Here is a 25,710-nt window from a genome sequence, read left to right as displayed (position 1 = left end):
AAGAAATGATAAAGAAGAAATTAGTAGTGGCGGCATTACTTCTGGGTCTTATAAGTGTAAGTTGTAGTACAGATGACGATTTCGAAAGAGGGAACTGGATAAGGCGATCTGTATTTGACGGAATGCCTCGAACGAATGCAGTCTCTTTTACCATTGAAAGAAAGGGTTATATGGGAACGGGTTACGATGGAGATGATTATTTGAATGATTTTTGGGAATATGACATAGATGGAAACTACTGGGTGCAAAAAGCAGATTTTCCGGGGAAACCCAGAAGTGCAGCGGTGGCTTTTGCAATTGGAGATAAAGGATATTTAGGCACAGGTTATGACGGTGATGTTGAACTGATGGATTTCTGGGAATACGATAGCGGGACTAACACCTGGAGTCGTAAAGAAGATTTTGCAGGGGGAATTCGCAGGGAGGCTATTGGTTTTGGTGCTGCAAACCGCGGATATATTGGTACGGGATATGACGGAAGTAATGACCGCAAGGATTTTTATACCTATGATCCGGCAGAGGATAAATGGGAAGAATTATTTGGATTTGGCGGGGAAAAAAGAAGATCTGGCGCCTATTTTATAATCGATGGTATGGTTTATATAGGTACGGGGGAAAGTAATGGCCTGTATAAAGATGATTTCTGGGAATTTAATCCGGAAACTGAAATATTTACCAGGAAAAAGGATTTGGATGATGATGATGATTACTCAATAATGCGATCAAGGGCAGTTGGGTTTAATCAACATGGGCTGGGATATATTTCGACAGGTTATAAGGGCGGTGCCCTCTCAAGTATTTGGGAATATGATCCCCAAAATGATGAGTGGGAAGAAATCACTCCCTTTGAAGGAGTAATGAGACAGGATGCTGTAAGCTTCAGTACGGGGGACAGGGCGTTTGTTGCAATGGGAAGATCAGGAACGATTTACCTGGATGATATATATGAATTATTCCCTCAACAGGAATATGACGATGAAGATTAGTTGTTGGTTTATTTATTTTTTGTTTAGCAGGAACCTAAAGTTTTCTCCTGTAATCCTCCACTTTTACGGTGTAGAAGACTTTAGGTTTATTTTTTGAGCATGGGAATTTTCACAAGAACTTTTAATTATAGTTTTTTAATCGCCGGGGTGCTTGTTTCATTGGGTGCAGTTCTTTTTGGAATGAATTATGTGCTCATAAAGAATAAAGCAAAAAAGACTGATCTTCAAATAGAGGTGTACGAGTACGGAACCGGTTATGGCTATAGAATTTTTTCAGAAGAAGAAATATTAATTCAGCAGAATTTTATACCTGCTTTAGAAGATAAACGGCCTTTTTGTGACCGGGAAGAAGCTGATAGGATAGCTTCTTATGTAGTACAAAAGATACGACAAGGATCAAATCCTGCGATCTCTCTTTCAGAATTAAGAGAATTGAAAATTTCATTTAATTGTGCTGAATAAGGAAAAGATGTTTGAAATTTTTCAATGGCACAGAGGGAAAATAATTCTTCTGCATCTATTGATCTGGCTTACTTTAGGAGTCATAAATTATTTGCCTGATTATCTCATCCTGGGAGATTACACCTATGGCTTTCCCTTGACATATGTAGGATATGTTCTGCTTTTTTATTTGAATTATTCAATTCTGGTTCCCCGGCTTTTACTAAAGCAGCGTATCTCTTATTACGTGGCCTCTGCAGTTTTACTGCTCACATTGTCTGTTATGTTAGGATATATGATGGAGCCATTGACATCACCCTTACACGCCTTAAAAGAATCATTTTCCACTCTTGAGATTTCGCCTTTATTTAAGACCCTTACGCTAATGCGTATCCTCGTAATAAATCTGGCTTTTTTAATCACAGGGACGACAGTGAGGTTGTACAAGGAATGGATGAAGAACAGAATACAGGAGAAGGAACTGGAACGTCAAAAAATCAATGCAGAATTGAAATTTCTGAAAAACCAGTTAAACCCTCATTTCCTGTTTAACTCTTTAAATAGTATATACTCTTTAACCCACAAAAAAAGTCCTGATGCTCCTGAGGCTGTTATAGCACTTTCAGAATTAATGAGATATATGCTTTATGAGACCAACCATACGACGGTTTTATTGGAAAAAGAGGTAAATTACATTCGTAGATTTATCCAATTGCAACGTTTACGATTGTTGAACTCGACCATGGTGAATCTCGAAGTTTCAGGTAGCGTTACTAATCAAAAGATTAAACCTCTTATCTTAATTTCTTTTATTGAAAATGCTTTCAAACATGGAACAGATGAAAAGGGGAACTCAATTGTAAATATAAAAATTCATGTAAACGAGAATCAATTGATCTTTTCCTGCTCAAATTTTTTAAAGAAACAGCCCAATGAGAAAGAATTTTCGGGGATTGGATTAAAAAACAGCAAGAAACGACTGGATCTTTTATATCCTGGCGCTCATATTTTTGAGGTGAGACAGGAAGAAGATAATTATACTGTAAAATTAACCCTTATTCTGGATTAGTGATGACCGTTGTAATTATAGATGATGAACCCTTAGCAATAGAAGTTATCGAATCCTATTTGGCCCAGGTTGACGGTATGGAGCTTTTGGCAACCTGTACCAATCCTCTTGATGCTATAAAGATCCTGAATAAAAGAAAGGTTGATCTTATTTTTTTAGACATAGAAATGCCAAATTTCAACGGTTTGGAACTGGCTAAAAATATTGAAAACCTGCCCCAGATTATAATTACTACTGCATACTCTCAATACGCTTTAGATGGTTATGAATTGAATGTGACAGATTATTTGATCAAACCTATTCCCTTTCCCAGGTTCTTAAAGGCTATCGCAAGGGCTAAAAACAATCATGAACTTGAGTTACGTTCAAGAAGGGTTCATTTAGATGAAACTGTGGTTTCTGAACCGGATTTCCTGTTCATAAAAGCAGAATATGACCGGGTGAGGGTTAATTTAAATGAACTGGCCTACATTGAAGGTCTAAAGGATTACTTGAAGTTCCATTTGAAACCACAAGGGAAGGCTGTATTAACCTTATCCAGTTTTAAAGAAATTCTTGAAAAACTTCCGCCCTCCAAATTTTTAAGGGTACACAGATCTTTCGTGGTAAATATTGATTTTATAACCGCCATACAGAAAACCAAAATACTGGTAGGAGAGGTAAGGATACCCATTGGAGACAAGTATAAAAAAGAAGTCTTCAAGCGATTAAATCTTTAAGGGTAAACTATGCTACTCCCTTGAAATAGTTCTCTACACTTAGGCGACAGGTCTTACTGCAGCAGGATTTTGAGAAGAAACTGATTTCCGAAGTGCTGCCGTACAGGGAATTTAAACCTTCCCGGGAATCTATTCGGGATTACTACCAGAAAAATCCAAATGCTCCTTTTTGTAAGAGGTATGGGTATATAGAACCGGAGTTAGAAAAATTAGCTGTTATTTCACGCAGAGGGCGCAAAGCTTAAAGCGCAAAAGACGCAAAACAGTTATAGATTATTAGCTAATCTATGAATCCCTTCTTTAAGGGATTTGTTATTAAAATTAATTAGCAGTCCCAGCTTTTTATCTGCAAGTTTTAAATAAGTGAGGACCTGTGAAAAATGAACAGGAGCAAGATTCTCAATAGATTTTACTTCAACGATTACTTTTCGATTCACCAGGAGGTCTATCCGATAACCCACCTCCATTTTGATCTCCTTATAAACGAATGGCATAAGAACCTGCTGCCGGACATCAAATCCATAATTACGTAGATCATAAGCCAAAGCATTTTCGTACGCTGACTCCATTAGCCCCGGCCCTATTTTACGATGCAATTCTAAAGCACAGCCAATAATTTTATAAGAAAGTTCATTTTCTGTCATTCTTCAATTTACAAATTCTCTGCGGCCTTTGCGAAAAATTTGCGCCCTTTGCGTGAAAAGAACCTGAAGATTCACAGGATCGTTACCTGAATTTCTCTATGCTCTAAATTTTAATTTAATCTCTGTGGTCCTTGTGTGAGAATTCAGGAAATCCGCCGATGATATCAAACAGAGCAAAGTAAGTTTAAAAGGAGAATACGGAGAAATTCTGCGTAGATCTGCGTGCACAATTATCAATGATCAATAATCAAATATCATGATGATTTGAGTTGTGGAAATTTGAAAATTTAACGGGAGAGACTTTTAAGGGATCAAGGACTAATTAACCAATCCCCGATTAACCAATCCCCAAATACCCAATCCCCAATTAACCCATCACCGATTAACCAATCCCCAATTAACCAATTAACCACTCACGAATTAACCATCTCACAGCAGCACCAACGGCGCAATGAAACCAATCCGCACCTCATTTTTGTTGTAATTGGATTGCCCCAGGTTTTCGATGGCATAATCTGAATAATCATAATACCTGCCTATGTAGGCAAGGAAAAACCGGAGGTCGATCTCTTTGAACGGACTGTAATAAATGGTGGGGATCATCCCATAGCTCGTTCTGAAGTGGTCCCTGTCTCCCTGCATTTCCCCTAAGGCACTGCTGGTCATGAGGGTGAGCAATCCTTTAAATCTCGGGCTGAAACGGTATTCTGCCCTTAACCAGTTTTCGGCATAGGTAACCTCCTCGGCGATCTGGTCGTTGCCGAGAATTTCGGTCATGATGCCTTTTGTATCCACCTCTTCAAAGCTGTAACCAAAGTCATACATGAGGGTGAGGTCCCGGTGCTGGTATTTATGCCCCAGGGTAAAAAAGTAGGTGCCCCTGCTTCTTACCTGGTTGGAATAACTCAGGCTGTAAATGGTCTGGATCTTTTTATCGAAAAAACTGCCACGCCAGTTCCCCACAACGGCCACCGGCCAGTCGGGTTCCCTTATATTTTCCGCCACCACATCACCATAAAGATCGTCGTAATGCATGGTTCGGGAGTTAAGCACCTGCAACCCGAACTTATGATTGGGCAGGGCCTGGTAGGTAATTCCGGCCCCGGTAACATAGGCCAGGGCATTGTTGTAGATATCATTGAATTCCAGCACATCCATAGCGCTGAATTCGTATTCATAACCGCCGTAGAACGCGAACATTTTTCCCATAAGAAGATTAATGTTGGGAGTGAGCTCCACATCAAGATAAGCCAACTCGATATCGCTGCCCAGCCGGTCCAGGGTTTGCACATCGCTGTCTTTATTAAAACGGTTCCTGAATTGAAAATTCACCCTGTCGTGAAGCTTTCCCGCAATTCCAAGGGCGGTAAACCCATTAGAAAACTGTATGCCGTTGTAATAGTGATCCCCGCCCCTAAAGGTATAGGCCTGGAACTCCATACGCATATCAAAGGTGATATTGATGTTCTTCAAAAGCCCGATCTTTTCAGCAGGGATAAGAGGCTCAGGGAGACTGTCGTTTATCTGCGAAACCCCCCGGAGGGAGACCAGTAGAAGCAGGCATATTACAAAGGGCTTTCTCATAAGGCGCTTTCTTTGGATACTGTCTTAAGTTAACCATTTTCTTTGAAAAGTTGATCGCTTATTTTGAAGAAGATAAGGAAATACAGAGAGGATCTGCGAAAATCTGCGGGATTAGCGGAAGATATTTCAATGATCAATTAACAATTAACAATGATCATGAATGATTTGAAAAATTGGTTAATTTGAAGATTAAATTTCAACTGAGGGAATTTTTCAATAATTAATCAGCAATTAGAAATGATCAATATTTCAGGAGGAACCAAATCTCCCGGTGATCTTAATTTTGTCTCTGTGACCTTTGTGTGAAATTCAAGAAATCCTCCGATGATTTCATTAGATGTGGAAATTTAAAGATTGACGGGAAGAACTGTAGAGGGAAAAAGAGGCTGCCTAACCAATCCCTAATTAACCACTCCCCAATTAACAATCACCGATTAACCAGTCCCCGCTGTTGATTTTTTAAATCTTTATCTATTTTTCTGACACTTAGTCGAATATCTGCTTAAAAAAGTGAAAACCGGTCATTTTTTCATCTATATTGAAAGTACTATCCATTTAAACCTTCCGGAAATTGAAAAAATTCATTCTTTTAAGTATTACCGTAGTATGGTTCTCTCTTCCGGCTTTTAGTCAGTTCAGGGTAAAACCTGTGGAGAAAAAAGAACTTCACCCGGAAGACCTAAGCGAAGAAGCCGTAGACAAATTGAGGAATTCCCAGACTGTCTTCTTCTATCGTGCAGATGATGATCTTGCTGAATTACGCCGGGCTCTTGAAGATGTCTGGACCATCTCCGAGCTTATACTTATCCCTTATGCTGAAGCCGGCAAAACAGATCTTAGAGGAAAATCCTTTTTTATTATCGAGGGATTAAGAACGGTTACCACTCAGTACACTACCGTTGATAACTCCTATGTATTTTTACATTTATATATGGATCTTACAGATAAAAAAGGAAAGGATTTTAAGCAAACTTATGCGAGGCTTGATCTTTTCCCTACTGAAGAAGCAATGAAGGAGATGTCCTTGAAGGATGAAGGTGAAATATTTGATTATCTGTATGGCAATGCCGAAATAAATAACTGGACTCCCGGCTTTTTACGAAATTATTTCAGGAATATAAATGACCTTCTGGAAAGAGGGGAGGGTAAAGGTCTTTACGAAGGTAAAGATGAAGTTCCCGCCATTTCGGGCATGGCCGGTAAAACTCTTTATGTTCCGGAATACGTTCTTGAAAAAAAGAGCAAAATGTATGGTCTTGTATCCGGTTCACATGATCCTGAAAGGCTGATGAAGAATTATCCCTATCCCTACGAATTCAAAAGCGCCTCCCAGATAAGTGATTCGATTACTGCAGGTGAGGATTTTTATTACCTCGTGTTCACCAGAAGTTCATCAGAAAAGTATTTTACCGTTTATCATAGCACAACCGGAGAGATCGTCTTTAACCGGTACAAACCCATGTCGTATAATCTAAAGGATTCAGATCTAAAGGATATTGCAAAATCTGTAAAGAAGATGCAAAAGAGAGCGGCGAGGTAACAAACCTTAGCCAACAATAGGCATGTCTGATTCTGTACCTAAAAAATTAAGTAATGAAATATTCCTTTTTCACGGCTCTGTTTGCCGCCGCTTTGCTTCTTGCCTGTTCAGCCTCCAATGATGACGGGGAGGAGATCCCGCCTCCGAAGGCCTACGAACTTGAGGAAAAGATCCTTGGAAAGTGGGATGTGGAAAGCAAGGAGACAGAGAATAAGTCCCGGCAAAAACAATCTGCGCCGCAGTGCAATATTTTCTCTCTGATCTTCAATGCAGACGGCAGTTTTATCATCACTCACCAGGAAGGTACCATTACCGGGGAATATAAAGTGGAAGGGGAAAATTTGATCAGCCTTGGGAAGGCAGGGTCTATTGGAGAAATTAGTTTTCATGCTTATGGTCTTTTCTTCAGAGCAACCCTTACAGACATTTGTTCCGGTACGGGTTCAGCCGGAAGGGATGAGGAATACGTTCCGGGCGACTGTTATTCCTTCCTCTTTTGTATGGACAACTCTTTCTGGTCTTCCACAGATGAAGGCTCGGTAGCCTTTTTAGAGTTTAAAAACCGAAGCCTGGAAGAATTCTTCGTCAGGAATAGCTTTTTTACAGATCAGAAATGTAAAGAGAAGACAAGCAATGAGCAGGAAAACCTCACTTCGGTGATGATCGCCAATTATAACCATCTGCTGAAGTTTATATTAGAGGAAGGATCTCCTGTCATTTATTCCTATACACCTTTGGAAAATGGAAAGCTTCAGGAGGAAATACAAACTACTGCAGGAACTCAGGTTAGAATTTTCGAACCTGCTTCTGAATCTGATATGGATGCTTACTCCCAATACGTACAATGTGGAGAAAAAACCTATGTACCCGATGACATTTTTGAAAAAGAATTGATCCGAATGGGTTATGATGATATCCTGGACGATTATGTTCTTACTAAAAACATTAATACCATTGAGAGATTCTATATAAGTGATTCCAATTATCCCTTGGATGAGGAATTGGAAACCCTAACAGGACTACAGGATTTCACAGCCCTGGCAGATCTGGACGTACAGGCGCGGAGTTTGCCCGAAATCGATCTTTCGGGGAATGTTAATCTGGAAAGGTTATTTTTGGGATCCCCGGTAATGACCAGCCTTGATCTCACCCATAATACAAAACTGAGGTCGCTTTATTTCGAATTTGCACAGATCCAGGAGCTGGACCTTTCCCGGAATACAGAACTGAGAGCGGTAGAACTACAGCTCATGCCGCTGCCATCACTGAATATCAGTAAGAACAATAAACTGGAAATGCTCACTGTTGAGGGAGGGGGCTTTAAAGAGTTGATTGCCGGGGAGCACCCTGTACTGTGGCATTTAAATATTAGTGACAATAAAGATTTTGCAGCAATTGATGCAAGCCATTTTCCAAATTTAAAAGAGCTTATCCTGTCTAATAATAAACTCACCGCCGTTGATGTATCTACCCTAAGTTCTTTAGAGATGCTGGAGGTTTTTGATAATTTCCTTACCGGTTTAGATGTGTCAAATAATGAAGGCTTATACTATTTTACAGCAGCACAGAACCCGGATCTTGAATGCATCCAGGTGGCGCAGGTGCACCTGGACAGGTTGGCTGCAGGTAACCCACGCATGATGTGGAGTAAAGATGAAAAGGCATCCTATTCCCTGGATTGTGAGTAAGTATCCACAGGTACATATAGCCTCAGGGTTCATTCATTTTTGCAGCAGGCGCGAGGTCACAGTCCTGCGCAGCGAAAGATGTGGCGGAGCGGGGGTAAAATCTGTCAGTTTTATTTCACCTGGTACAAGGTAGTCACCAACACCCCTTTAAACCCGGGAGCCGGAACAGTTAATAAGTGTTTTTCTTCTTTGGCCTTAAAGTTAAATGGTGGTGCGGAAAGCTCTACACCACTTTGTTTTTTTAACCTGATTCCCTGACCGGAGATAATATCTAAATTGTGTTCGAAATCTTCTTCCGGTAAGTGCCCGGTTAGAGTTATGTATTTAAAATCGTATAATTTTTCTATCACACTTTTAATTTCCGCATTCGATAAATGTTGCAACACCTGCCTCAGTATCGCGCAATCTCCCGAAGGCAGAGCATCTCTTGCAATATCCAAGGCATGGAATTTCAACCTTGCTGCATATCAGCAAGTTAAGCTTTGCACAATTGACTTATTTTTTCCTCTAAATAGCATTAAATTCAGGTAGGAATTCATGGTTTATGAAGATGTACCGGTTAATTTTATTCTTCTTTTTTTGTAGCTTTTGCTGTTATGGGCAGTTCTATACCGGGATCGCAATAGATCCTAATAAAGCCTTTGGGATTATCGATAATCCGCGGACTGAACAGGATCACCGGGGGCTTCACTTTGATATAGAAACGGGATTCATTGAAAATGATTTTGCCGTTTACCTGCTCTACGGAAGATTTGAAGCAGCAAATTACCAGAAACTGGCTTTGGGAGCCGACTACTTCTTTTTAAAAGACGACAAAATTGAATTTGGGATTGGAAGCAGTGTTTCCAATATCTGGAAAAAGCAAGGCGATCAATCAGAAACCAGGACCTATTTCGGCTGGCTTGGACGGATAACCGGGATCTTCTGGCCCTTTCCCAGGCTCGGACTGGTGGGACACTTTCAATACCAGAGCCGCCCCGATCTGGAAGTAACAGGTATCCTGGAAGGAAAAATCGGGTTGAGATATTTTTTCAGAAACTAAATCTCCGCTCTTGTTTTTCAGCAGATCTCTATAGATAGCTTTCAAATTCGGGCATGCCGACCTGGTTGTGGGGGATTCCGGGTTCAATTTAAAATCCGGAATTTAATTATCATTTCTAAATCAATAATGGAGTACCCACAACTTCACAAAGTACCTCCCTTCCTATCTCAACTACTGCTTATTTTTGAACAAACAGATTTTTCAGCAAATTGGAGAATTGAATTGAGGAAAGTTTTGCCAATGCGCTATTCCATCGCCCATCGCTCCAGCTTCGCTAATACGGCAGATTTATAGCTTCTGCTTATGGGTAAAGCCTTCGAGGCTACTTCCAGGTATTCACTGGTATAGGAATCCAGGGCGGCAAGAGAGACAATAAATGACCGGTGGATCCTGATAAAACCCGGCCCGGGAAGTTCTTTTTCTATGTTGCTCATGGTTTCCCGTATGACTATCGAGCCGCTGCGGGTGTGGATCTTCAGGTAATCGCTTAAACTTTCTATATAATAAATGTCTTCAAAATTGATCCTGATCATTTTCCTGTCTGCCCGCACAAACATAAAATCCTGCGGGACTTCATTTCCTCTGGAAGATTGCTGCTCTTCTTTATTTAAATGAATCCTGGAATAAGTGTTTACAGCTCTTAACAAACGTTCAAAAGAGATGGGTTTCAGCAGGTAATCTACCGCCTGCAGATCAAAACCGTCTACGGCATATTCCCGGTAGGCAGTGGTGAAAATAATTTTGATCTCCGGATTGATAGAACGGGCAAAAGATAATCCGGAGATCTCCGGCATATTGATGTCCAGGAAGATCAGGTCCACCTTATTTGCATTAATCAAACCAAAAGCTTCCCCGGCATTTTCACAGGAACCTATGACTTCCACGTGGTTGATCCTTGCCAAATGCGCGGCAATGATCTCCCTTGCCGTGGGCTCATCATCTACTATGATACAGGATATTTTTTTAGCCATGCCGGTATACTTTAGAATGGATTAAAGAGAGCCGGGCTTCAAAGGTATTTCCGGTTTTTTCTGCGGAAAAGTTATACCGGTCAGGATACAACAACTGCAGTCGCTTTTTTAGATTTTGCAGGCCGAGTCCGTTTTGGGTTTCCCGCTCCTTTTCATTTTTAACCGAATTCTTTATGGTAAACTGAAGTTGTGCATCATCTGCCTGCAGGCTTATGGATATCTTCAGTTTCCCGTCTACCAGCTGCCCGTGTTTAAAGCTGTTCTCCACAAACGGAAGCAGCAGCATAGGCGGGAGCTCAATATTTTCAGTAGCAGGGGGGAGGTCAAGTTCTACAAGCAGGTTATCGCGAAATCTCATTTGCTCCAGGGCAATATAATCTTTGATATGTTCAATTTCACTGTTAAGACTTACCAGGGGCTTATCTGCCTGGTACAACAGGTAATCGAGCAGGTTGGAAAGCTTCAGGATCATATCGGGCGTTTCTTCACTTTTTTTGAGGGCGTGGCCATAGAGGGTGTTGAGGGTATTGAACAGGAAGTGGGGGTGTACCTGCAACTTCAGGTAATGCAGCTCCTGCTCCTTCAGCTTTAACTGCGCCTCCAGGAACTTGTTCTCCAGGGCCCGGTTTTCAGCTATAGAAGAATAATTCTGCTTCAGGAGGGTTAAAGCGCTCACAAGTACCACTACGAGATATACCAGCACCATCATAGACAGGAGGCTTCGGCCGGGTGCAGGCATTCCGTGGTAATCCATATTCAGGATAAAAATGAGTCCGTAGAAAATAGAGATCACAATGGCAAAAGCAGAGAGTACCAGCGTATAAAAACTATAGAGGCTAAACAGCAGGTACTTCTTTTTCAGGAGAAAACCGGGGAGGAGGTAATAGATGGTGGTGTAGGTGGTGGCCATGGTTACCGGCAGGAGGAAGACCGCAAAGGAGCCCGAATACATGAGGTCCCTGGTTGCCGCGCCCAGGAAATATGAGAAAAAGCCAAGCACCAGGAACCAGAAAAGGCTGTGCAGCGCAATCTTCCTCCATAAAAAATATACAAGTGTCCCGGTGGTCATAGAACCTACAATATCCAATTAATTTCAGAAAGGTTGAGCCACTTGCGATGAATAACAGGTTTTTTGCCCCATTTAACCCTGCTGCCTGAAGTTACCACCAAAAGGAGCACAGAAGCTGCTGAAAAAGGACCGAAACCGGTAATTGGTATCTTTAAAGGATTCTCACCGGGAATAAGCAGTAGATTTGGCTATAGACAATTGAAAAACCACAAAATTATGATAGCACTACAACAGCAGGCACAAAGAGGAATTTTTGAAGTGCTCGCAGCCCGGTTTGAGGAAGGCGGATTTTTTATAATGATGCTCATCCTTATTGTTTTGATCCTGGGGCTCTTTCTCCTGGTAAAGGGAATTTATTTTGCAGGTAAGAAGGATCCTAAGATTGCCAGAATTATCCTTCTGCTCAATTCCGTCGGACTTTTCGCCCTGGTGCTGGGAGTGTTCGGGCAATTGATAAAGCTCATTGAGACCCTGGACTATCTTAGTTCCTTTGAAGATACCACCCCGCGGGATTTTGCCGATGGTCTTAAGATGACCATGCTGCCCACGCTCTTTGGCGCTTTTGTTTTCCTGTGTACCCGCTTTTCTACCATTGTGCTCAACTGGGTGAGGCCAATGAGGTAGTGCCCGGTAAACTTTCAGGATTTAATACCATACCATTGTTGTCCAATTAAAGCTTGAAATCTTCCTTAAGTCTTTCTATATATAGTTAGAGGACAATTCAACCATGTTCAGAGGTGGGTTAGAATGTCGATTAATTAAGGGAATTTTCAGGTTTTGCAGCAGTGGTTAATTGACTCCTTTCCAACCTCCGGGATTTTAGTCTTTTTCCAGGACGACAATGATTCCATACACGCTAACCAATCTAATCTATCTATTATGAAAAACTTCATCACACTACTACTCCTGGTTTCAGGAACACTTCTCCAGGCGCAAACACAGGAACAAATCAGGAAGCTGGACAGTTTGTTTGACAGCATCCACGCCAATGACCTGGCAATGGGAAGTATCTCCATCTTCTCGAATGGAAAGGAGGCATACACGCGCAGCATCGGCTATCTCGACGTAGCCAACCAAACCCCGGCAAACAACACGACTGCCTATAGAATTGGATCTGTTACAAAAACCTTTACGGCGGTGGTGATGATGCAGCTTATAGAAGAAGGAAAGCTTGAAGCAGAGACCCGGCTTGAGGAATACTTCCCGCAGGTGCCAAATTCAGATAAAATTAGCATTGAACATTTGCTGAGGCACCAAAGCGGACTTTTCAATATTACAGATGATGAAGATTTCAGGAAGTGGATGTTATCGCCGCAATCCAGGGAGGCAATGCTGAAGCGTATGGTGAAGAACGGAACACTTTTTTTACCTGCGGAAAAATCCGAATATTCCAATACCAACTATTTGCTGCTTTCTTATATAGCTGAAGAGATTGAGGATAAACCTTATGCTGAAATTGTGAAGCAAAGGATCATTGATAAGCTCGGTTTGGAAAACACCTTTTACGGCGGAAAAATTGTTCCTGAAAACAACCAGGCCAGGTCCTACGTTTATAGTGATGCCGGCTGGGAACTCATGCCCGAAACAGATATGAGCGTACCCATGGGAGCAGGTGCCCTTGTTTCCACACCTCAAGACCTAAACAAATTTTATTGGAATTTATTTGAGGGAAATCTCGTTACCACGGCCTCCCTGGACGAGATGAAAACCGAAAAAGACGGGATGGGAATAGGTATGATGAAGTTACCCCTGGAGGGAATTGAAGTGTATGGCCACGGCGGAGGGATAGATGGGTTTTCCTCTATAGCCGTTCATTTCCCTGAAGGGAAGATCACAGCAGCTTTTGTTGCCAATGGGTCCAATTACCCAATGAAGCACCTTTTCCTTAGCGCCATGAAAATTATGTTGGGACAGAAGTATGAATTACCGGAACTTTCCCAACAATAGCACTTCAACCCGGCGTATTAAAATACCCGGGTTCTGCAGCTTATACCATGGAGCCCGGGAATATTGAAAAGTTCTATTTGGTTTAACGGGTTGCTAATGGGGGTAAATATGCACTGCTTTTAGAACTGAAGAAACAATTCGAAAATGATAATGCTACCTGCGTGATAAATTACTGCTTATAGCAACATCCCGATATATCCTCCTCTTTTCTTTAAAAAATGCATGGTTGGCATCCAAACATTGGCAAAGCTTTAGTAGATTTTTTTTGCCTTAGCCCCACTTAATTCTGAACTTAAGGGAAAAAGAATTATGAAGAGAGAGATGAGAGCTGCAAAATATGATGAGTTCAAAGGCCCCAAGGGGGTAGAGGTAGGTACACTGGAGGTGCCGGAGTTAAAAGAAGGGGAAATCCTGGTAAAAATAAAGGCTGCTGGAGTGAATCCTGTGGATGCTGTCATAACTAATGGATATTACAAGGATATGATGCCGCATTCATTTCCCATCATTCCCGGGTGGGATTTCGCCGGAGTAATAGAAGAACAAGGCCATGCGGCGCGACGCTTCAAGGTAGGTGATGAAGTCTTTGCCTACGCGCGACGACCCGAGGTTAAATGGGGCACCTTTGCCGAGTATATTGTTATCCCCGAATGCTATGTCGCAAAACGTCCGGAAAACATATCGGTGGAAGCCGCTTCGGCCATTCCGCTTGCCGGACTCACTGCCTATCAATCTCTTTACCAGTACGGGAAACTTTCCGAAGGACAGAAGCTTCTCATCCTGGGAGCTTCAGGCGGAGTAGGCAGTTTCGGAATTCAATTAGCAAAGGCAAAAGGCGCAGAGGTCATTGGGGTGGCTAGTAGTAAAAACCATGATTATATGAAGTCCTTAGGTGCAGATCACACCATTGAATATAAGGACAGTGATGTCGGGAAAGCCGTAAAGGAGATCTATCCTGAAGGAGTCGATTTGATCTTTGACTGCACGAGTGGAGATACCCTCCGGCAAAGTCTTGGGTCTCTCAGGGATTCAGGAAAAGTCGTATCCATTCTTAACCAGGGAGATGATTTCCCGAAGATCGATTTTCAGTTTGTATTCGTGGAACCAAATGCACTTCAGCTGGATCACCTGCGACAGCTGGTCGGGGATGGGAAAGTGAAGGTGCAGGTAAGCTCGGTTTTCAGCCTTGAAGAAGTTGCAGAAGCCTTAGAACAGATCCAGACCCTGCACACTACGGGAAAGATCGTGATAAGGCCATAAGGTAACTTTAAGGATAAAATCCCTGAGCCAGAGAAAAATCCATGAAAGGGCTGCGCCGGAGATCTTTTGTCTCCACCCAAAGTTCAATCAGCAGAACCGGAAGAATAGCCGGTAACCTATTGATATCCTGTATCCAAATGTGATAAATGCCTATATTGGTTTAATCTAATAAGGTAGACAAGATAAAAAGGCTTATATGGAATGGATATATGATATCAACGACCCTCTTTGGGAAACCGCAGCAGGTAGCTTCCTAATCTTTATTGTAATAGTTTTGATAACAAGAATTGTAGGGCTTAGGTCTTTTGCAAAATTCACAGCCTATGATTTTGCTTTTACGATAGCCATCGGAAGTATAATATCATCAACTCTGACTTCAAGCACTAGTATTGCCCATGGATCTGTCGCAATAGTAAGTCTTCTTTTATTGACATTTATTTTTTCATTTCTTCAGAAGGCTTTCAAAAAAGTAAGCTCATTAATTTCGAATAAGCCACTATTATTAATGGATGGCAGTGAAATATTGGATGAAAACCTAAATTATGCGAGGATTGAAAAAAAACAATTGATAGCAAAATTAAGGGAAGCCAATGTAATTGATTACAGTCAGGTCAGAGCCGTAGTTTTAGAATCGACTGGAGATATTTCGGTCTTACATACATCTGACGACACAGCGGAACTTAATCGGGAATTGTTGAATGGGGTCAGGACAAATCCATAACTAAATCATCCTGAAAATATTTTTCATCTTCCATTATTAAAATTAGTGACCAAATCCATTATTTCGGAAGCTTCATCACTTACTTACCAAACAAAAAAATGAATTTTCAGCAACTGGCTGAAGATGAATTTATTATCTTGTAATCAGATTAACAGGAAGCGCCCCATCCTTCGGGTGAATGCTTCCTGCTGAAATTAGAACCCACTGCGTTTTCCCTCTTTTTCGCAGAAACACAAGTTGTTTTCCCCCTGCCTGGAATTATCGTTTAAATAAATCTGCAGTATGAAACAGTTTCTATCACTAATGACCCTTATTTTCTTTTCTTCTTTATATGGCCAGGAAAAGCTTTATCTCCCGCTGGAGTTTAAAAAAGCTTATGAAAATGGTACCCGTAGCCAGGACGGCACAGTTCCCCATGGCTATTGGCAAAACCGTGCGGAATATGATATTGAGGTCAGTGTGGATGTACCTACCAGGATCTTAAGCGGTACCGCGGCGATAATTTATTACAACAACAGCCCCGATACACTACGGTCTGTGGTCTTTCACACTTACCACGATTACCTGAAACCTTATACCAGCAGGCAAGTCTTCGATCCTTTAAATTCCCGGGCCGAAGATCATAAGGGCACCTTGATAGAGCATCTTGTAGTGGCAGGTGATACTGTGGAGATCACAAACCCTGAACGGGTAATATACCGCGGCACGAATTACCGTGTAATACTTGCAGAGCCACTTCCTCCAAAAGAGCAGCTTGAGCTCAGCATAAAATGGAACTATCAAATTCCTGATGAAAGGCAGAGTCGCAGTGGGGCATTTGACAGTACTTCGATGATCGTGGGATACTGGTATCCTGAAATGGCCGTAAGGGATGATATTTTTGGATGGGATACCAAGACTTTTGATGCTGCTACGGAATTCTACCACGATTTTTCAGATTATAAAATAGCACTAAGTCTTCCTGAAGAGTTCACAGTTTGGGCCTCTGTGCCTCCCGATAATCCGGAAGAGGTTTATTCTGAAGAAGTTCAGAACCGATTGGAGCAGGCCCGGAAAAGCAGCAGCGCAATCCAGATCTTAACCAAAGAAGATTTACGGCCCGGAACCGGAGGGATGAAAACCTGGAAGTTCACGGCTAAGGATTTTCCTGATTTTGCTTTTGCTTTTAGTGATCATTTCTTGTGGGAGGCCGCTACCTATACTAATGAAGAGGGAGAATATTTTCTTCAGACAGCCTATTCACATGCAAACCCCGGCTTTGGAGAGATCCTGCCAAGCCTTACTACTTCACTGGAAAGCTTGCATGGGGAATTTCCGAAATATCCCTTTCCTTACCATTACTTCACCGTATTTAACGGTCAGAAAAGTCTGGGTGGAATGGAGTTCCCGGGAATGGCAAATAATGGTTACGCCAAAAAAGAAGATTTCAGGCAGTACCTTGGGTTAGATTTAAATGATAAAGAGGCATTCCTGGCGAATCTCAACCTCACCCTGCATGAAATGGCTCATATGTATTTTCCTTTCATGATGGGTATTAATGAAAAAAAATACGCCTGGATGGACGAAGGCTTTGCCGAAATATCCAGTGCTTTTATTGAGCAATGGATGCCAATAGATGATATGGATTTTAGTTACCTCGGCTCATTAAGCGTCGTGCCTCCCATGGTGCCTTCAGATGAACATGACAATAGCGGCATAAATGCATACCTGGTAGGTGGAGCCGCGTATCTCTCTCTTTATGAATTACTGGGAGATGAACTTTTTAACCGGGGGATGCATGCCTTTATGAACGAATGGAAGCACAAGCACCCCACACCTTACGATCTTATGTTCACCTTTAACAGGGAAACGGGAAAGGACCTCACCTGGTTTTGGAATGCCTGGTATTTTGACTGGGGTTATATCGACCTGGGAATTAACGATGTAGAAGATCGTACTGCAGAAATTGAAAATCTAGGGGGAAGGCCTATGGTTTTTACCATCGTCACTACCTATGAGAACGATGAACTTCTTAAAGAAGAAATAAATCCTGAGGTTTGGAAAAACAGTTCCATATACACCCATTCCATTCCCGGCTCTCAACCTGTGAAACAAATTCATCTTGAGTTTCATCATATCCCAGATGCGGTGAAGGATAATAATCTCTGGAAGAGGGAAAAGTAAAATACCACTAACCAATCCTTACTTCCCCCAATACATCGTTTTACTTATCCCTATACATGCGGTGTGACAAACGAAGGTACAAGAAGGTACATTAAATTGGCAGGGGAATTAGCTGTGTGTTCTTGAGATTTTTTTGAAGATAATTTCGCCTCTAATTCACTATTTTGTTTTTATCCTGTAGCCATAGCTTCTAAATTCATATTTTTATTACGATATAAGATGTGGGCATCAGAAATGGAAATACTATTTCTATTTATTATTTTTTTCGTTTTATCTGGAATTTTATTCTATTTTAAAAAAAATATCCTTCCTAAAATTAAAGGCGCTTTAGGTGAAAACAAAGTCACCACCAAACTTAGACGTCTCAATAAGAAGGAATATATAGTATTCAACAATATTTTATTAAAGAAAGGCAATTCAACTACTCAAATTGACCATATAGTCGTTTGTCAAGGCGGTATTTTTGTAATTGAAACAAAAAACTATAAAGGCTGGATCCATGGGCATCAAAACTCTGAATATTGGATGCAAACCATTTATAATTATCGAAAGAAATTTCGTAATCCAATAAAACAAAATTGGGTCCATGTTTTCGCAATAAAAAAATTACTTTCCGAGTTTGGCCATATCAGGTATTTTCCGATAATAGTGTTTTCAGGAAATGCAGAATTAAAAAATGTGACTTCAAGAATTCCAGTTATTTACAGAAACCAACTTTTGAGGACTATCAAAAAAATGAATGAACGAGAAAATTTATCATTTGATCAAGTAAAATTGATTTCTGATATATTAGAACAGCACAAAATAATTGAAAAAAAAGCGAATAAGAAGCACATAAAATATATAAAGGAAAGTGTACGGACTCGAAAGAAGATGGAACGTCAGAAAATTTGTCCAAAATGCGGGAATGACTTGATTTTAAGAAAAGGGAAATATGGTGAATTTTACGGTTGTGAAAATTATCCGAATTGTACATTCTCCTTGAATTTATAAGACCACAAAACCAGCTCCCGACATCGGAGTATATTTTTCAATAAGTTTCTCTTTCAGTGAAGATACATCTTTTACTTTCTCCAGTACATGAGGTTTGACAAACGAAGGTACAAGAAGGTAAATCAAATTGACAGGGTATTTAGCTATGAATATTTCCTAAAATTTTCAGTAATAACTTCACCAGTTAGTTCCCTTTCCTGCTGTTATCCTGTAGCTATAGCTTTTAAATTCTTACATTCGTTTTGATGTAACGAGTTGTGCAAAATTCTAAAAAATAAAAAGTATGTACGAACATAATGGAAATGCAGTGGATTGGACAAAACATTATGCTTCTATTGGTCAATACGTTGCAGAATTCGAAGAAATAGTACACAACATTAGGTTTTGGAGCTGCGCAATTTTTCAAACTCGTGGATTGAAAAACTGGAAATTAGCAGAAATAACATTTAGTCAAAAGCAATTCACAGCGGATCCTCTTATAAATTGTTACGAAAGCTTATGTAACGAAATTCTAAAGAACCAGGAAAACTCAAAAGGATTGGTAAAAGAGATCTCTAATTTTAGAAATAAATTTTCTAAACAAGTAAGTGTTCGAAATGATCTCCTTCATTCTCGATATCTAATAGGAGCAGATGTAATTGAATTATCGGACAATCCACAACCTGAAAATAATCGATTTAGAGTCTACAAGCTTTCTCCGGATAAAAGAGGTGCGAGACGAAAGGAAGTCGTTCAATTTGTCAAAGATGTAGAAAATCATATTTCAGAATTAAGAGTGTTGAATGAGGAGTTTAAAGAAATTGCAATAAAAGTTGATATGGCAATGACGGAAGATTAAACTTTGCACAACAATGAAAATCACCAAGTTTTTAAAAATATAACTTAACCGAAAAACGTGTTTCTCTAGACGGCTACTTGCGTTTACCGGGACCGTTATACGTAATTATTATTGACTATGAAAAGTTTGATATTTGTTCTGGTTTTTATCCTAAGTGTTAACACAAGTGAATCAGATTACAAACCACTTAGTGAATCTCATTGGAATTATGGTTCTGGAATGGGCAGTAAATCCCATTGGAACTATGGATCTGGCTTAGGAAGCAAGTCACACTGGAATTACGGTTCGGGTTACGGAAGTAAATCGCATTGGAATTATGGATCCGGAAAAGGAAGTAAATCACATTGGAATTATGGGTCCGGATTAGGAAGTAAGTCTCATTGGGATTATGGTTCAGGTATTGGTAGTAAATCGCATTGGGAATACGGATCAGGAATTGGGAGTAAATCTCACTGGAAATATGGGTCGGGGGCAGGAAGTGAGTCGCATTGGAAATATGGCTCAGGACAAGGGAGTAAATCCCACTGGAATTACAGCTCAGGAGTTACTTTTAATGAAGATGAGTTAATTGATGTCTATATTGGATTATTGACAAGTGATGAAGATATTCCAAAAGATTTCCACGATTTTATGGAAACCATTTTAGTCGAATATCCCTACATCAAAGAAATTATCAAGGACCTTAAATAGAATTACGGGGAACAAAAAAGGCTACAAGCCAATTTTCTCAAATTTCAATAAAGGACCTGGATATGATATTGTCCATAACATAGCTAGTGAAATAGTCTATGAAAAATCATGAAAGGATTTAATTTAATAAAGAAAGATATTCGCAAATTTAGGTAACAACGGTTAACGAAGCAAATAGCGGACGAGCCTCCCAAAAATGACATTTTAACTACCTTTAAAACGATAACTTAATCGACAATTCGTTTCTTGTGTACGCAAATTCATGTAAAAACTAGACCTTCCTTTACGTTTAGAAGCTGCAAAACTGCACATGAACAGTAGGTTTACATTTGAAGGTAAAATCGTTTACGCTGGAATTGGAGCTGATGTAATGGGTGAATATCCTAAAGATATTATACCTTCCAGGTAAACAAGAGCAATTCAAGGAATAACCTCTTAGCTTTTCAAAGATTTCTCTATATTTACTAATGCATCAAAACCTGATGTTGTGCGCCCCTACCGCTCAAATAAAATAGAATCAAAAACTAATTTATGAGTTATTTATCTACTTCTGCTCTAGCCAAGGAGTTGAATGTGAAGTCCAGTGACTTATTTCAAACATTTCAGGAAAAAGGGTTAATTCAAAGGAAAGGGGAACAATGGGTTCTTACCGACCTTGGAATTGAAAAAGGAGGTAAAACCAAGAATAACCCAAAGTACGGAGAATACATTGTGTGGCCTAAAAATGGCACAAAATCAGGAGAGTCATCTTCAGAAAAATCTAATGGATCTTTTCTAAGTGCAACAAAGATTGCCAAACATTTCAATACTTCTTCCCAAAAAATGAACCTCATTTTATCTGAGCTTGGTTGGGTGAAGAAGGATATTGCGGGGTGGGCTGTGACTAAACAGGGAAAAAGAATTGGCGGACTCCAAAAAGAACATTATCAATCTGGCAACAAATACGTCCTTTGGCCTGATGCTATCTTGAACAATAAGAGTCTAAAGTCAGTTTTTGAGGAGGAGGAAGATGAGACAACTGGAAAAGCAGAAAGCGCGAATAGTTTTTCTGAAGAAAAAAATAATTTCAGAGATGCTTTTCCTCCCAAATATCGAACTAAGGACGGGCATAATGTAAGATCAAGAGGAGAGGTGATGATTGACGATGCTCTTTATTATTACGGAGTAGTTCATGCTTATGAGCGAAAAGTACCTATTGAAGAAGAGTTGTATTGTGATTTCTTTATTCCTTCAGAAAATGTTTATGTGGAATATTGGGGAATGGAAAATGATCCCAAATATCTAGAGAGGAAAAAGAAGAAGTTGGAAATATATCAGAAGTACGATCTAAATCTGATCGAACTAAATGATGACGACATTTCAAATTTAGACGATAACCTTCCACGTAAATTGTTACAGTATAATATAAAAGTATTTTAAACCGAATAGAATACTGTATTTTTCAGTCCTGGTTTTTTACTCCGGAAGTTCGACTGGGCGAAAATCTATTTTTGAATGATCAGTTACGATCTAAATAGACTAGAATTCCATGATCACACTTAACGATTATCAAAAAAAGGCAGCCGAATTCCAAGGGAAACACCTTTTGGTGTTGGCAGGAGCGGGTACCGGAAAAACAAAAACTATTATTGTTCGTGCTGAGTTTTTAATCAAATCGGGAGTCCAGCCTAAAAAAATTGCAGTCTTGTCTTTTACCCGAAAGTCTGCGCAGGAGATTGTGGAAAGAGTCAAATCTTCTGTTTCTGGACCATTTAATGCCGGGGCTATATCAGGCCGGACTTTTCATTCCTGGTGCAATGAAATCATGCATACCTATCCTGATTATTTTCCCCAAAGTAAATACACTTTATTAGACGAAGATGATCGAATAAGTGCTATGGGGTTGGCTGTTGGAAAACAATTTAAAGATAGTCAGGGAGAAAAATTAAAAGCAGCAACTGTTGTTGCTATCTATTCCTACGCTGTAAATACTTTGTGCAAATTATCTGAAGCTATAAAACATTTAAGGTATTGTAATTCCGACAAGGGGGATGAAGAGCTAAAAATAATTATTGAAAATGATAGGGCTCTAATAGGACCTGTAATTCAAAAGTACATCGACTATAAGGTTACCAGGCGTTATGTAGATTATGATGATATGCTCAACATAGTTGCTGATGCTCTTCAAAAAAATGAAGTGATAAGGAAGGCAGTGACAAAAAGATGGGAGCACATTCTGGTTGATGAGATGCAGGATACAAACCCATTGCAGTATAAACTTTTACAGTCCTTTATTGAACATTCTAAGCTGTTCTGTGTGGGAGATGATGCTCAAAGCATATATGCTTTTCGAGGTGCAGATTTTAAAACTATACATTCTTTTACTGCCAATGTTCCAGATTCAGAAGCGCAAAAATTGATTCTTAATTATAGAAGCACCCAAGAAATTTTGGATTTGTCTAACTGGTTACTGGAGCAATCCCCACTTACTTACGATAAAAAGCTTGAAGCTTCCAGAGGCCAAGGGAATAAACCAAAAATTATTCACACTGAAAATGATTGGGAAGAGGCTAATATCATTACCGACGACATAATTAGAAGTGTTAATGAAAATGACTGTAGCTACTCAGACTCCATGGTATTGGGGAGATCTAGTTGGGCATTATCAAGAGTGGAAGGAGCATGTTTGCAAAAGAAAATTCCATATATAAAACTTGGAGGAACTCAGTTAATGCAATCAGCTCATGTTCGTGATGTAGCATCGGGGATGAGAGTAGTTGCTAATAATTATGATGAAATTGCCTGGATCCGCTTTTTACAACTTTGGGATGGGATAGGGGAGGTTTCTGCAACGAAAATTATTTCTGATATTCTCACTTTATCCTCCTTTGTCGAAATACTGCGATATTTGAGACACTCAAAATACAGAACTCTGATTCATTCTGTCCCCGATATACTTGAAGTTATACATGAACATATCAATAGCCCGGCTAATGCTATTCGGGAGGCTGTTGACTCCATGAACGACCTCCTTTCAAAAAGATATAAAGAGGAATGGACCTATAGAATTACTGATTTTGAGGTTTTAGAGGAAGTGGCTAAATCTACCGGAAGTATTTCAGAATTTATTACAGAGTATGTTCTCGATCCCCGAGCCGATACTACGTTAAAAATAGGTAAAGAAATAGATAAAGATGTAGTGACCCTTTCTACTATTCATTCTGCCAAAGGATTGGAGTCAAAGATAGTCCACATAACAAATGTAAATCCTTATACTTATCCTTCAACGCGTACTATAAAAGAAGGTGAAGACGCGGTAGAAGAAGAACGGAGGTGTTTATATGTTGCGATGACAAGAGCTAAGGACCATCTAAAACTGTATAGGAATGTTAGGAGCTTGCACACCCAATTTAATAAGAATGAAGAAGCAATCCACCTCCGTGGCACTTATAAATCAAAAACTCCCGATGAACAGGAAGTGCTGGTGATCAATTCGCAGAACGAGAGTGTGACGGTTTTTAATAAGAAAAATAAAAGAACAGAAGTTATACCAAGGGCAGACTTTAATCAAAAATTTGTTGAAGTTGGAAAACAGGAATTGAGCTTATATTTTCTAAATGAACTTCCCACCGACTTGGTGGAAATTGTAGTGCCGGAGAGAGAAAACGTAAAACCGGAACCTATCTCTGAAAAGACTGATCCTGCAACTTTACCTGATTTTAATTTTGATTAAGCTTTTGCCTAGTATTTATAGCATCTATAGAAGCTGGGTTTATAAAATGTACAACAAAAACTAGTTAGTCGATTTCCAGAAAACATTTTGTAAGGAAATTTCCATAGACATGTTAATCTATTCTTCTTTCAAATCTTCTTCTGGTTCTATTAAATGCCGTTTCTTCCCATTCAGCATCAAATCCATTCCAAAACACTCTAATTTTTTCTCCTCCATCTCTATAGATCAGAAATTTTATGTCTTGATAAGTAAAAGAAATGTTGTTTGTGTCCGAATCTGATCTAATGTATTTTGAGTTTTCATCAATTATTTTTTCAAGTTTAGAAAGAATTTCAAGAGCGTCCGATTTATTTAGATTTCTGAATGCATAAGCTTGATAATTCACTCCATTTTCATTCCATCTATTACCAAAAAAACCAAAAATTAGACCACTCATATTCTGTTCCTCACAGGAGTACATTAGAGAAGTTAACTCACCTGAAGAGGCTGCCGCTAAAGGATCTACTTCAAATTTAGTAGGAGTTGAATCTACATTGATTAGTTCAGTAATTAAAAATTCTTTAGCCTTATATAATGCCTGATCTTTACTGAACTCTTTGGCGAAATAAATACCCGTATTTTCTGATATTTGTGAGTGGGAAACCGTTGAGAAGGTTAAGAGTAGTATGAATAATTTTAATTTCATTCTTTTGATTTTCATTTTGATAAATTTATTTTCCAGTTAATATTCTATACTTTGATATAATATTATCAATTCCCGCAATCAATTTTTGGTGATACTCTTTTCCTATTCCTAGCTCATCCCAATTACAACTCTTGTAATCTCTATAAATAAGAAGACTGGATGTATGGTAATTCCAATAATATTTAATTGAAGGAAATTCATATTCCTGATAGGATGACATCCATTTTTGATATAAGCCTTTTAATTCACCTTCTGGTAAATTAAATCGGATAGCAATTCTATTATTTTCTATTAGCACATCGACTTTATCAAAATAATTTTCACATTTTGATAGCCAATTGTTTTCGGTTTCTTCAAAGGCCTTGAATTTTTTATTTAGAAAATATTTATTGAATCGCTCGCATCTTTCGATTTCCAATTCTTCATCAGTTTTGATGATTTCTATTTTGAAGTTTTTTGCTTTTCCTTTATCACTGAGTTTTTCAATCTGAGCACCGTTTATAATTTCTTTGATTTCTAAAATGGCATCATCAAAAATTTTTTTGCTATCAGATTCCCATCCGTTAAAGGCTTCTCCAAGATCTTCCATCCTTCTTTGATGAAGTAGAACCCCCATTTCTCTATTGTTTTTTTCTGAATATTCATATAGGTTCATCGATCCTAAAATAAGTAGATCTCCATTGTAATAGCATTTACAATGAATATTAGGGTGGTGGAGAAGGGTAAGATTTTGAAATGAAGTTAATTTTGATTTTTCAGATTCTGAAAGTTTGTTCTCTCTGTATACCAGCGTTATATCCACTCCTTTTTCGTCTGTTTGTTGTAAAGCTTCGACAATTTTTTGAGAGACTTTAATATAAGGAACAATTAGTATGAGTTCACTTTCCGCTTCTGATATAAGCTTGGGAATCCAATAGTTTAGTTTATTGGTATTAAGAAAAAGGGCCATAA

The 25,710-nt window shown here is 39.5% G+C and carries 24 protein-coding genes; 17 read left to right on the top strand and 7 right to left on the bottom strand.

Features of this window, described 5'->3' with window-relative positions; genetic code table 11:
* Window positions 1-5: 5 nt before the first annotated feature.
* The 4 genes from ACFSTG_RS10270 to ACFSTG_RS10255 all read left to right on the top strand — a co-directional run bounded on the left by ACFSTG_RS10270 (window position 6) and on the right by ACFSTG_RS10255 (window position 3,215).
* Window positions 6-986, top strand: a complete 981-nt coding sequence (locus tag ACFSTG_RS10270; protein ID WP_380752095.1) for a Kelch repeat-containing protein — start codon at window positions 6-8, stop codon at window positions 984-986.
* A 99-nt stretch (window positions 987-1,085) separates the two neighbouring features.
* The gene (locus ACFSTG_RS10265) at window positions 1,086-1,448 is read left to right on the top strand and encodes a DUF4907 domain-containing protein (RefSeq protein WP_380752092.1); all 363 of its coding nucleotides are present in this window, start codon (window positions 1,086-1,088) and stop codon (window positions 1,446-1,448) included.
* A 7-nt stretch (window positions 1,449-1,455) separates the two neighbouring features.
* Entirely contained in the window at window positions 1,456-2,496 is a 1,041-nt protein-coding gene (locus tag ACFSTG_RS10260) for a sensor histidine kinase (RefSeq protein ID WP_380752089.1), read from the top strand.
* Between the two features lie 2 nt (window positions 2,497-2,498).
* On the top strand, window positions 2,499-3,215 hold the full coding sequence (locus ACFSTG_RS10255; RefSeq protein WP_380752432.1) for a LytR/AlgR family response regulator transcription factor: 717 nt from the start codon (window positions 2,499-2,501) through the stop codon (window positions 3,213-3,215).
* Between the two features lie 266 nt (window positions 3,216-3,481).
* On the opposite strand, the gene ACFSTG_RS10250 is transcribed toward ACFSTG_RS10255, so the two are convergent.
* Together ACFSTG_RS10250 and ACFSTG_RS10245 are read right to left on the bottom strand one after the other, a co-directional pair.
* Complete coding sequence (locus ACFSTG_RS10250; RefSeq protein WP_380752086.1) at window positions 3,482-3,859, bottom strand: GxxExxY protein; 378 nt, start codon at window positions 3,857-3,859, stop codon at window positions 3,482-3,484.
* Window positions 3,860-4,288: 429 nt separating this feature from the next.
* Window positions 4,289-5,443, bottom strand: coding sequence for a porin (locus ACFSTG_RS10245; protein WP_380752083.1), 1,155 nt, complete (start codon window positions 5,441-5,443; stop codon window positions 4,289-4,291).
* Between the two features lie 571 nt (window positions 5,444-6,014).
* On the opposite strand from ACFSTG_RS10245, the gene ACFSTG_RS10240 reads away from it, so the two are divergent.
* Both ACFSTG_RS10240 and ACFSTG_RS10235 read left to right on the top strand, forming a co-directional pair.
* Window positions 6,015-6,983 carry a hypothetical protein gene (locus ACFSTG_RS10240; RefSeq protein WP_380752080.1) on the top strand — a complete coding sequence of 323 codons (969 nt, stop codon included), beginning with the start codon at window positions 6,015-6,017 and terminating at the stop codon, window positions 6,981-6,983.
* A gap of 53 nt (window positions 6,984-7,036) precedes the next feature.
* Entirely contained in the window at window positions 7,037-8,671 is a 1,635-nt protein-coding gene (locus tag ACFSTG_RS10235) for a hypothetical protein (protein ID WP_380752077.1), read from the top strand.
* 110 nt (window positions 8,672-8,781) lie between these two features.
* On the opposite strand, the gene ACFSTG_RS10230 is transcribed toward ACFSTG_RS10235, so the two are convergent.
* Window positions 8,782-9,111 (bottom strand): hypothetical protein, encoded by a 330-nt coding sequence (locus ACFSTG_RS10230; RefSeq protein WP_380752074.1) that lies wholly within the window; start codon window positions 9,109-9,111, stop codon window positions 8,782-8,784.
* 104 nt (window positions 9,112-9,215) lie between these two features.
* Here ACFSTG_RS10230 and ACFSTG_RS10225 point away from each other — a divergent pair, with 104 nt between their 5' ends.
* Window positions 9,216-9,713 carry a hypothetical protein gene (locus ACFSTG_RS10225; RefSeq protein ID WP_380752071.1) on the top strand — a complete coding sequence of 166 codons (498 nt, stop codon included), beginning with the start codon at window positions 9,216-9,218 and terminating at the stop codon, window positions 9,711-9,713.
* 245 nt (window positions 9,714-9,958) lie between these two features.
* Here ACFSTG_RS10225 and ACFSTG_RS10220 read toward each other — a convergent pair whose 3' ends face one another.
* Window positions 9,959-10,684 carry a LytR/AlgR family response regulator transcription factor gene (locus ACFSTG_RS10220; protein WP_380752068.1) on the bottom strand — a complete coding sequence of 242 codons (726 nt, stop codon included), beginning with the start codon at window positions 10,682-10,684 and terminating at the stop codon, window positions 9,959-9,961.
* Window positions 10,677-11,753, bottom strand: a complete 1,077-nt coding sequence (locus ACFSTG_RS10215) for a sensor histidine kinase (RefSeq protein WP_380752065.1) — start codon at window positions 11,751-11,753, stop codon at window positions 10,677-10,679. The genes ACFSTG_RS10220 and ACFSTG_RS10215 overlap by 8 nt, the downstream gene beginning before the upstream one ends.
* A 216-nt stretch (window positions 11,754-11,969) precedes the next feature.
* On the opposite strand from ACFSTG_RS10215, the gene ACFSTG_RS10210 reads away from it, so the two are divergent.
* The 10 genes from ACFSTG_RS10210 to ACFSTG_RS10165 all read left to right on the top strand — a co-directional run bounded on the left by ACFSTG_RS10210 (window position 11,970) and on the right by ACFSTG_RS10165 (window position 24,074).
* Complete coding sequence (locus ACFSTG_RS10210; RefSeq protein ID WP_380752062.1) at window positions 11,970-12,377, top strand: MotA/TolQ/ExbB proton channel family protein; 408 nt, start codon at window positions 11,970-11,972, stop codon at window positions 12,375-12,377.
* Between the two features lie 255 nt (window positions 12,378-12,632).
* Complete coding sequence (locus ACFSTG_RS10205; protein WP_380752059.1) at window positions 12,633-13,700, top strand: serine hydrolase domain-containing protein; 1,068 nt, start codon at window positions 12,633-12,635, stop codon at window positions 13,698-13,700.
* Window positions 13,701-14,009: 309 nt separating this feature from the next.
* Complete coding sequence (locus tag ACFSTG_RS10200; RefSeq protein ID WP_380752056.1) at window positions 14,010-14,957, top strand: NADP-dependent oxidoreductase; 948 nt, start codon at window positions 14,010-14,012, stop codon at window positions 14,955-14,957.
* Window positions 14,958-15,153: 196 nt separating this feature from the next.
* On the top strand, window positions 15,154-15,678 hold the full coding sequence (locus tag ACFSTG_RS10195) for a DUF421 domain-containing protein (RefSeq protein ID WP_380752053.1): 525 nt from the start codon (window positions 15,154-15,156) through the stop codon (window positions 15,676-15,678).
* Window positions 15,679-15,960: 282 nt separating this feature from the next.
* Complete coding sequence (locus ACFSTG_RS10190) at window positions 15,961-17,841, top strand: M1 family metallopeptidase (protein WP_380752050.1); 1,881 nt, start codon at window positions 15,961-15,963, stop codon at window positions 17,839-17,841.
* 219 nt (window positions 17,842-18,060) lie between these two features.
* Window positions 18,061-18,834 carry an NERD domain-containing protein gene (locus ACFSTG_RS10185; protein WP_380752047.1) on the top strand — a complete coding sequence of 258 codons (774 nt, stop codon included), beginning with the start codon at window positions 18,061-18,063 and terminating at the stop codon, window positions 18,832-18,834.
* A 283-nt stretch (window positions 18,835-19,117) separates the two neighbouring features.
* Window positions 19,118-19,672, top strand: a complete 555-nt coding sequence (locus ACFSTG_RS10180; protein WP_380752044.1) for a hypothetical protein — start codon at window positions 19,118-19,120, stop codon at window positions 19,670-19,672.
* A 117-nt stretch (window positions 19,673-19,789) separates the two neighbouring features.
* Window positions 19,790-20,362, top strand: coding sequence for a hypothetical protein (locus tag ACFSTG_RS10175; protein WP_380752041.1), 573 nt, complete (start codon window positions 19,790-19,792; stop codon window positions 20,360-20,362).
* A 531-nt stretch (window positions 20,363-20,893) separates the two neighbouring features.
* On the top strand, window positions 20,894-21,781 hold the full coding sequence (locus ACFSTG_RS10170; protein ID WP_380752038.1) for a hypothetical protein: 888 nt from the start codon (window positions 20,894-20,896) through the stop codon (window positions 21,779-21,781).
* A gap of 109 nt (window positions 21,782-21,890) precedes the next feature.
* Window positions 21,891-24,074 carry an ATP-dependent helicase gene (locus ACFSTG_RS10165; protein WP_380752035.1) on the top strand — a complete coding sequence of 728 codons (2,184 nt, stop codon included), beginning with the start codon at window positions 21,891-21,893 and terminating at the stop codon, window positions 24,072-24,074.
* A 112-nt stretch (window positions 24,075-24,186) separates the two neighbouring features.
* On the opposite strand, the gene ACFSTG_RS10160 is transcribed toward ACFSTG_RS10165, so the two are convergent.
* Together ACFSTG_RS10160 and ACFSTG_RS10155 are read right to left on the bottom strand one after the other, a co-directional pair.
* Window positions 24,187-24,774, bottom strand: a complete 588-nt coding sequence (locus tag ACFSTG_RS10160; protein ID WP_380752032.1) for a hypothetical protein — start codon at window positions 24,772-24,774, stop codon at window positions 24,187-24,189.
* 10 nt (window positions 24,775-24,784) lie between these two features.
* Entirely contained in the window at window positions 24,785-25,708 is a 924-nt protein-coding gene (locus tag ACFSTG_RS10155; protein ID WP_380752029.1) for a phospholipase D family protein, read from the bottom strand.
* Window positions 25,709-25,710 lie beyond the last annotated feature (2 nt).

Origin of the sequence: Salinimicrobium flavum (assembly GCF_042684505.1) — a bacterium.
In the GTDB taxonomy this organism is placed as follows: Bacteria; Bacteroidota; Bacteroidia; order Flavobacteriales; family Flavobacteriaceae; genus Salinimicrobium; species Salinimicrobium flavum.
This window is presented reverse-complemented; position numbering and strand designations above follow the sequence as displayed.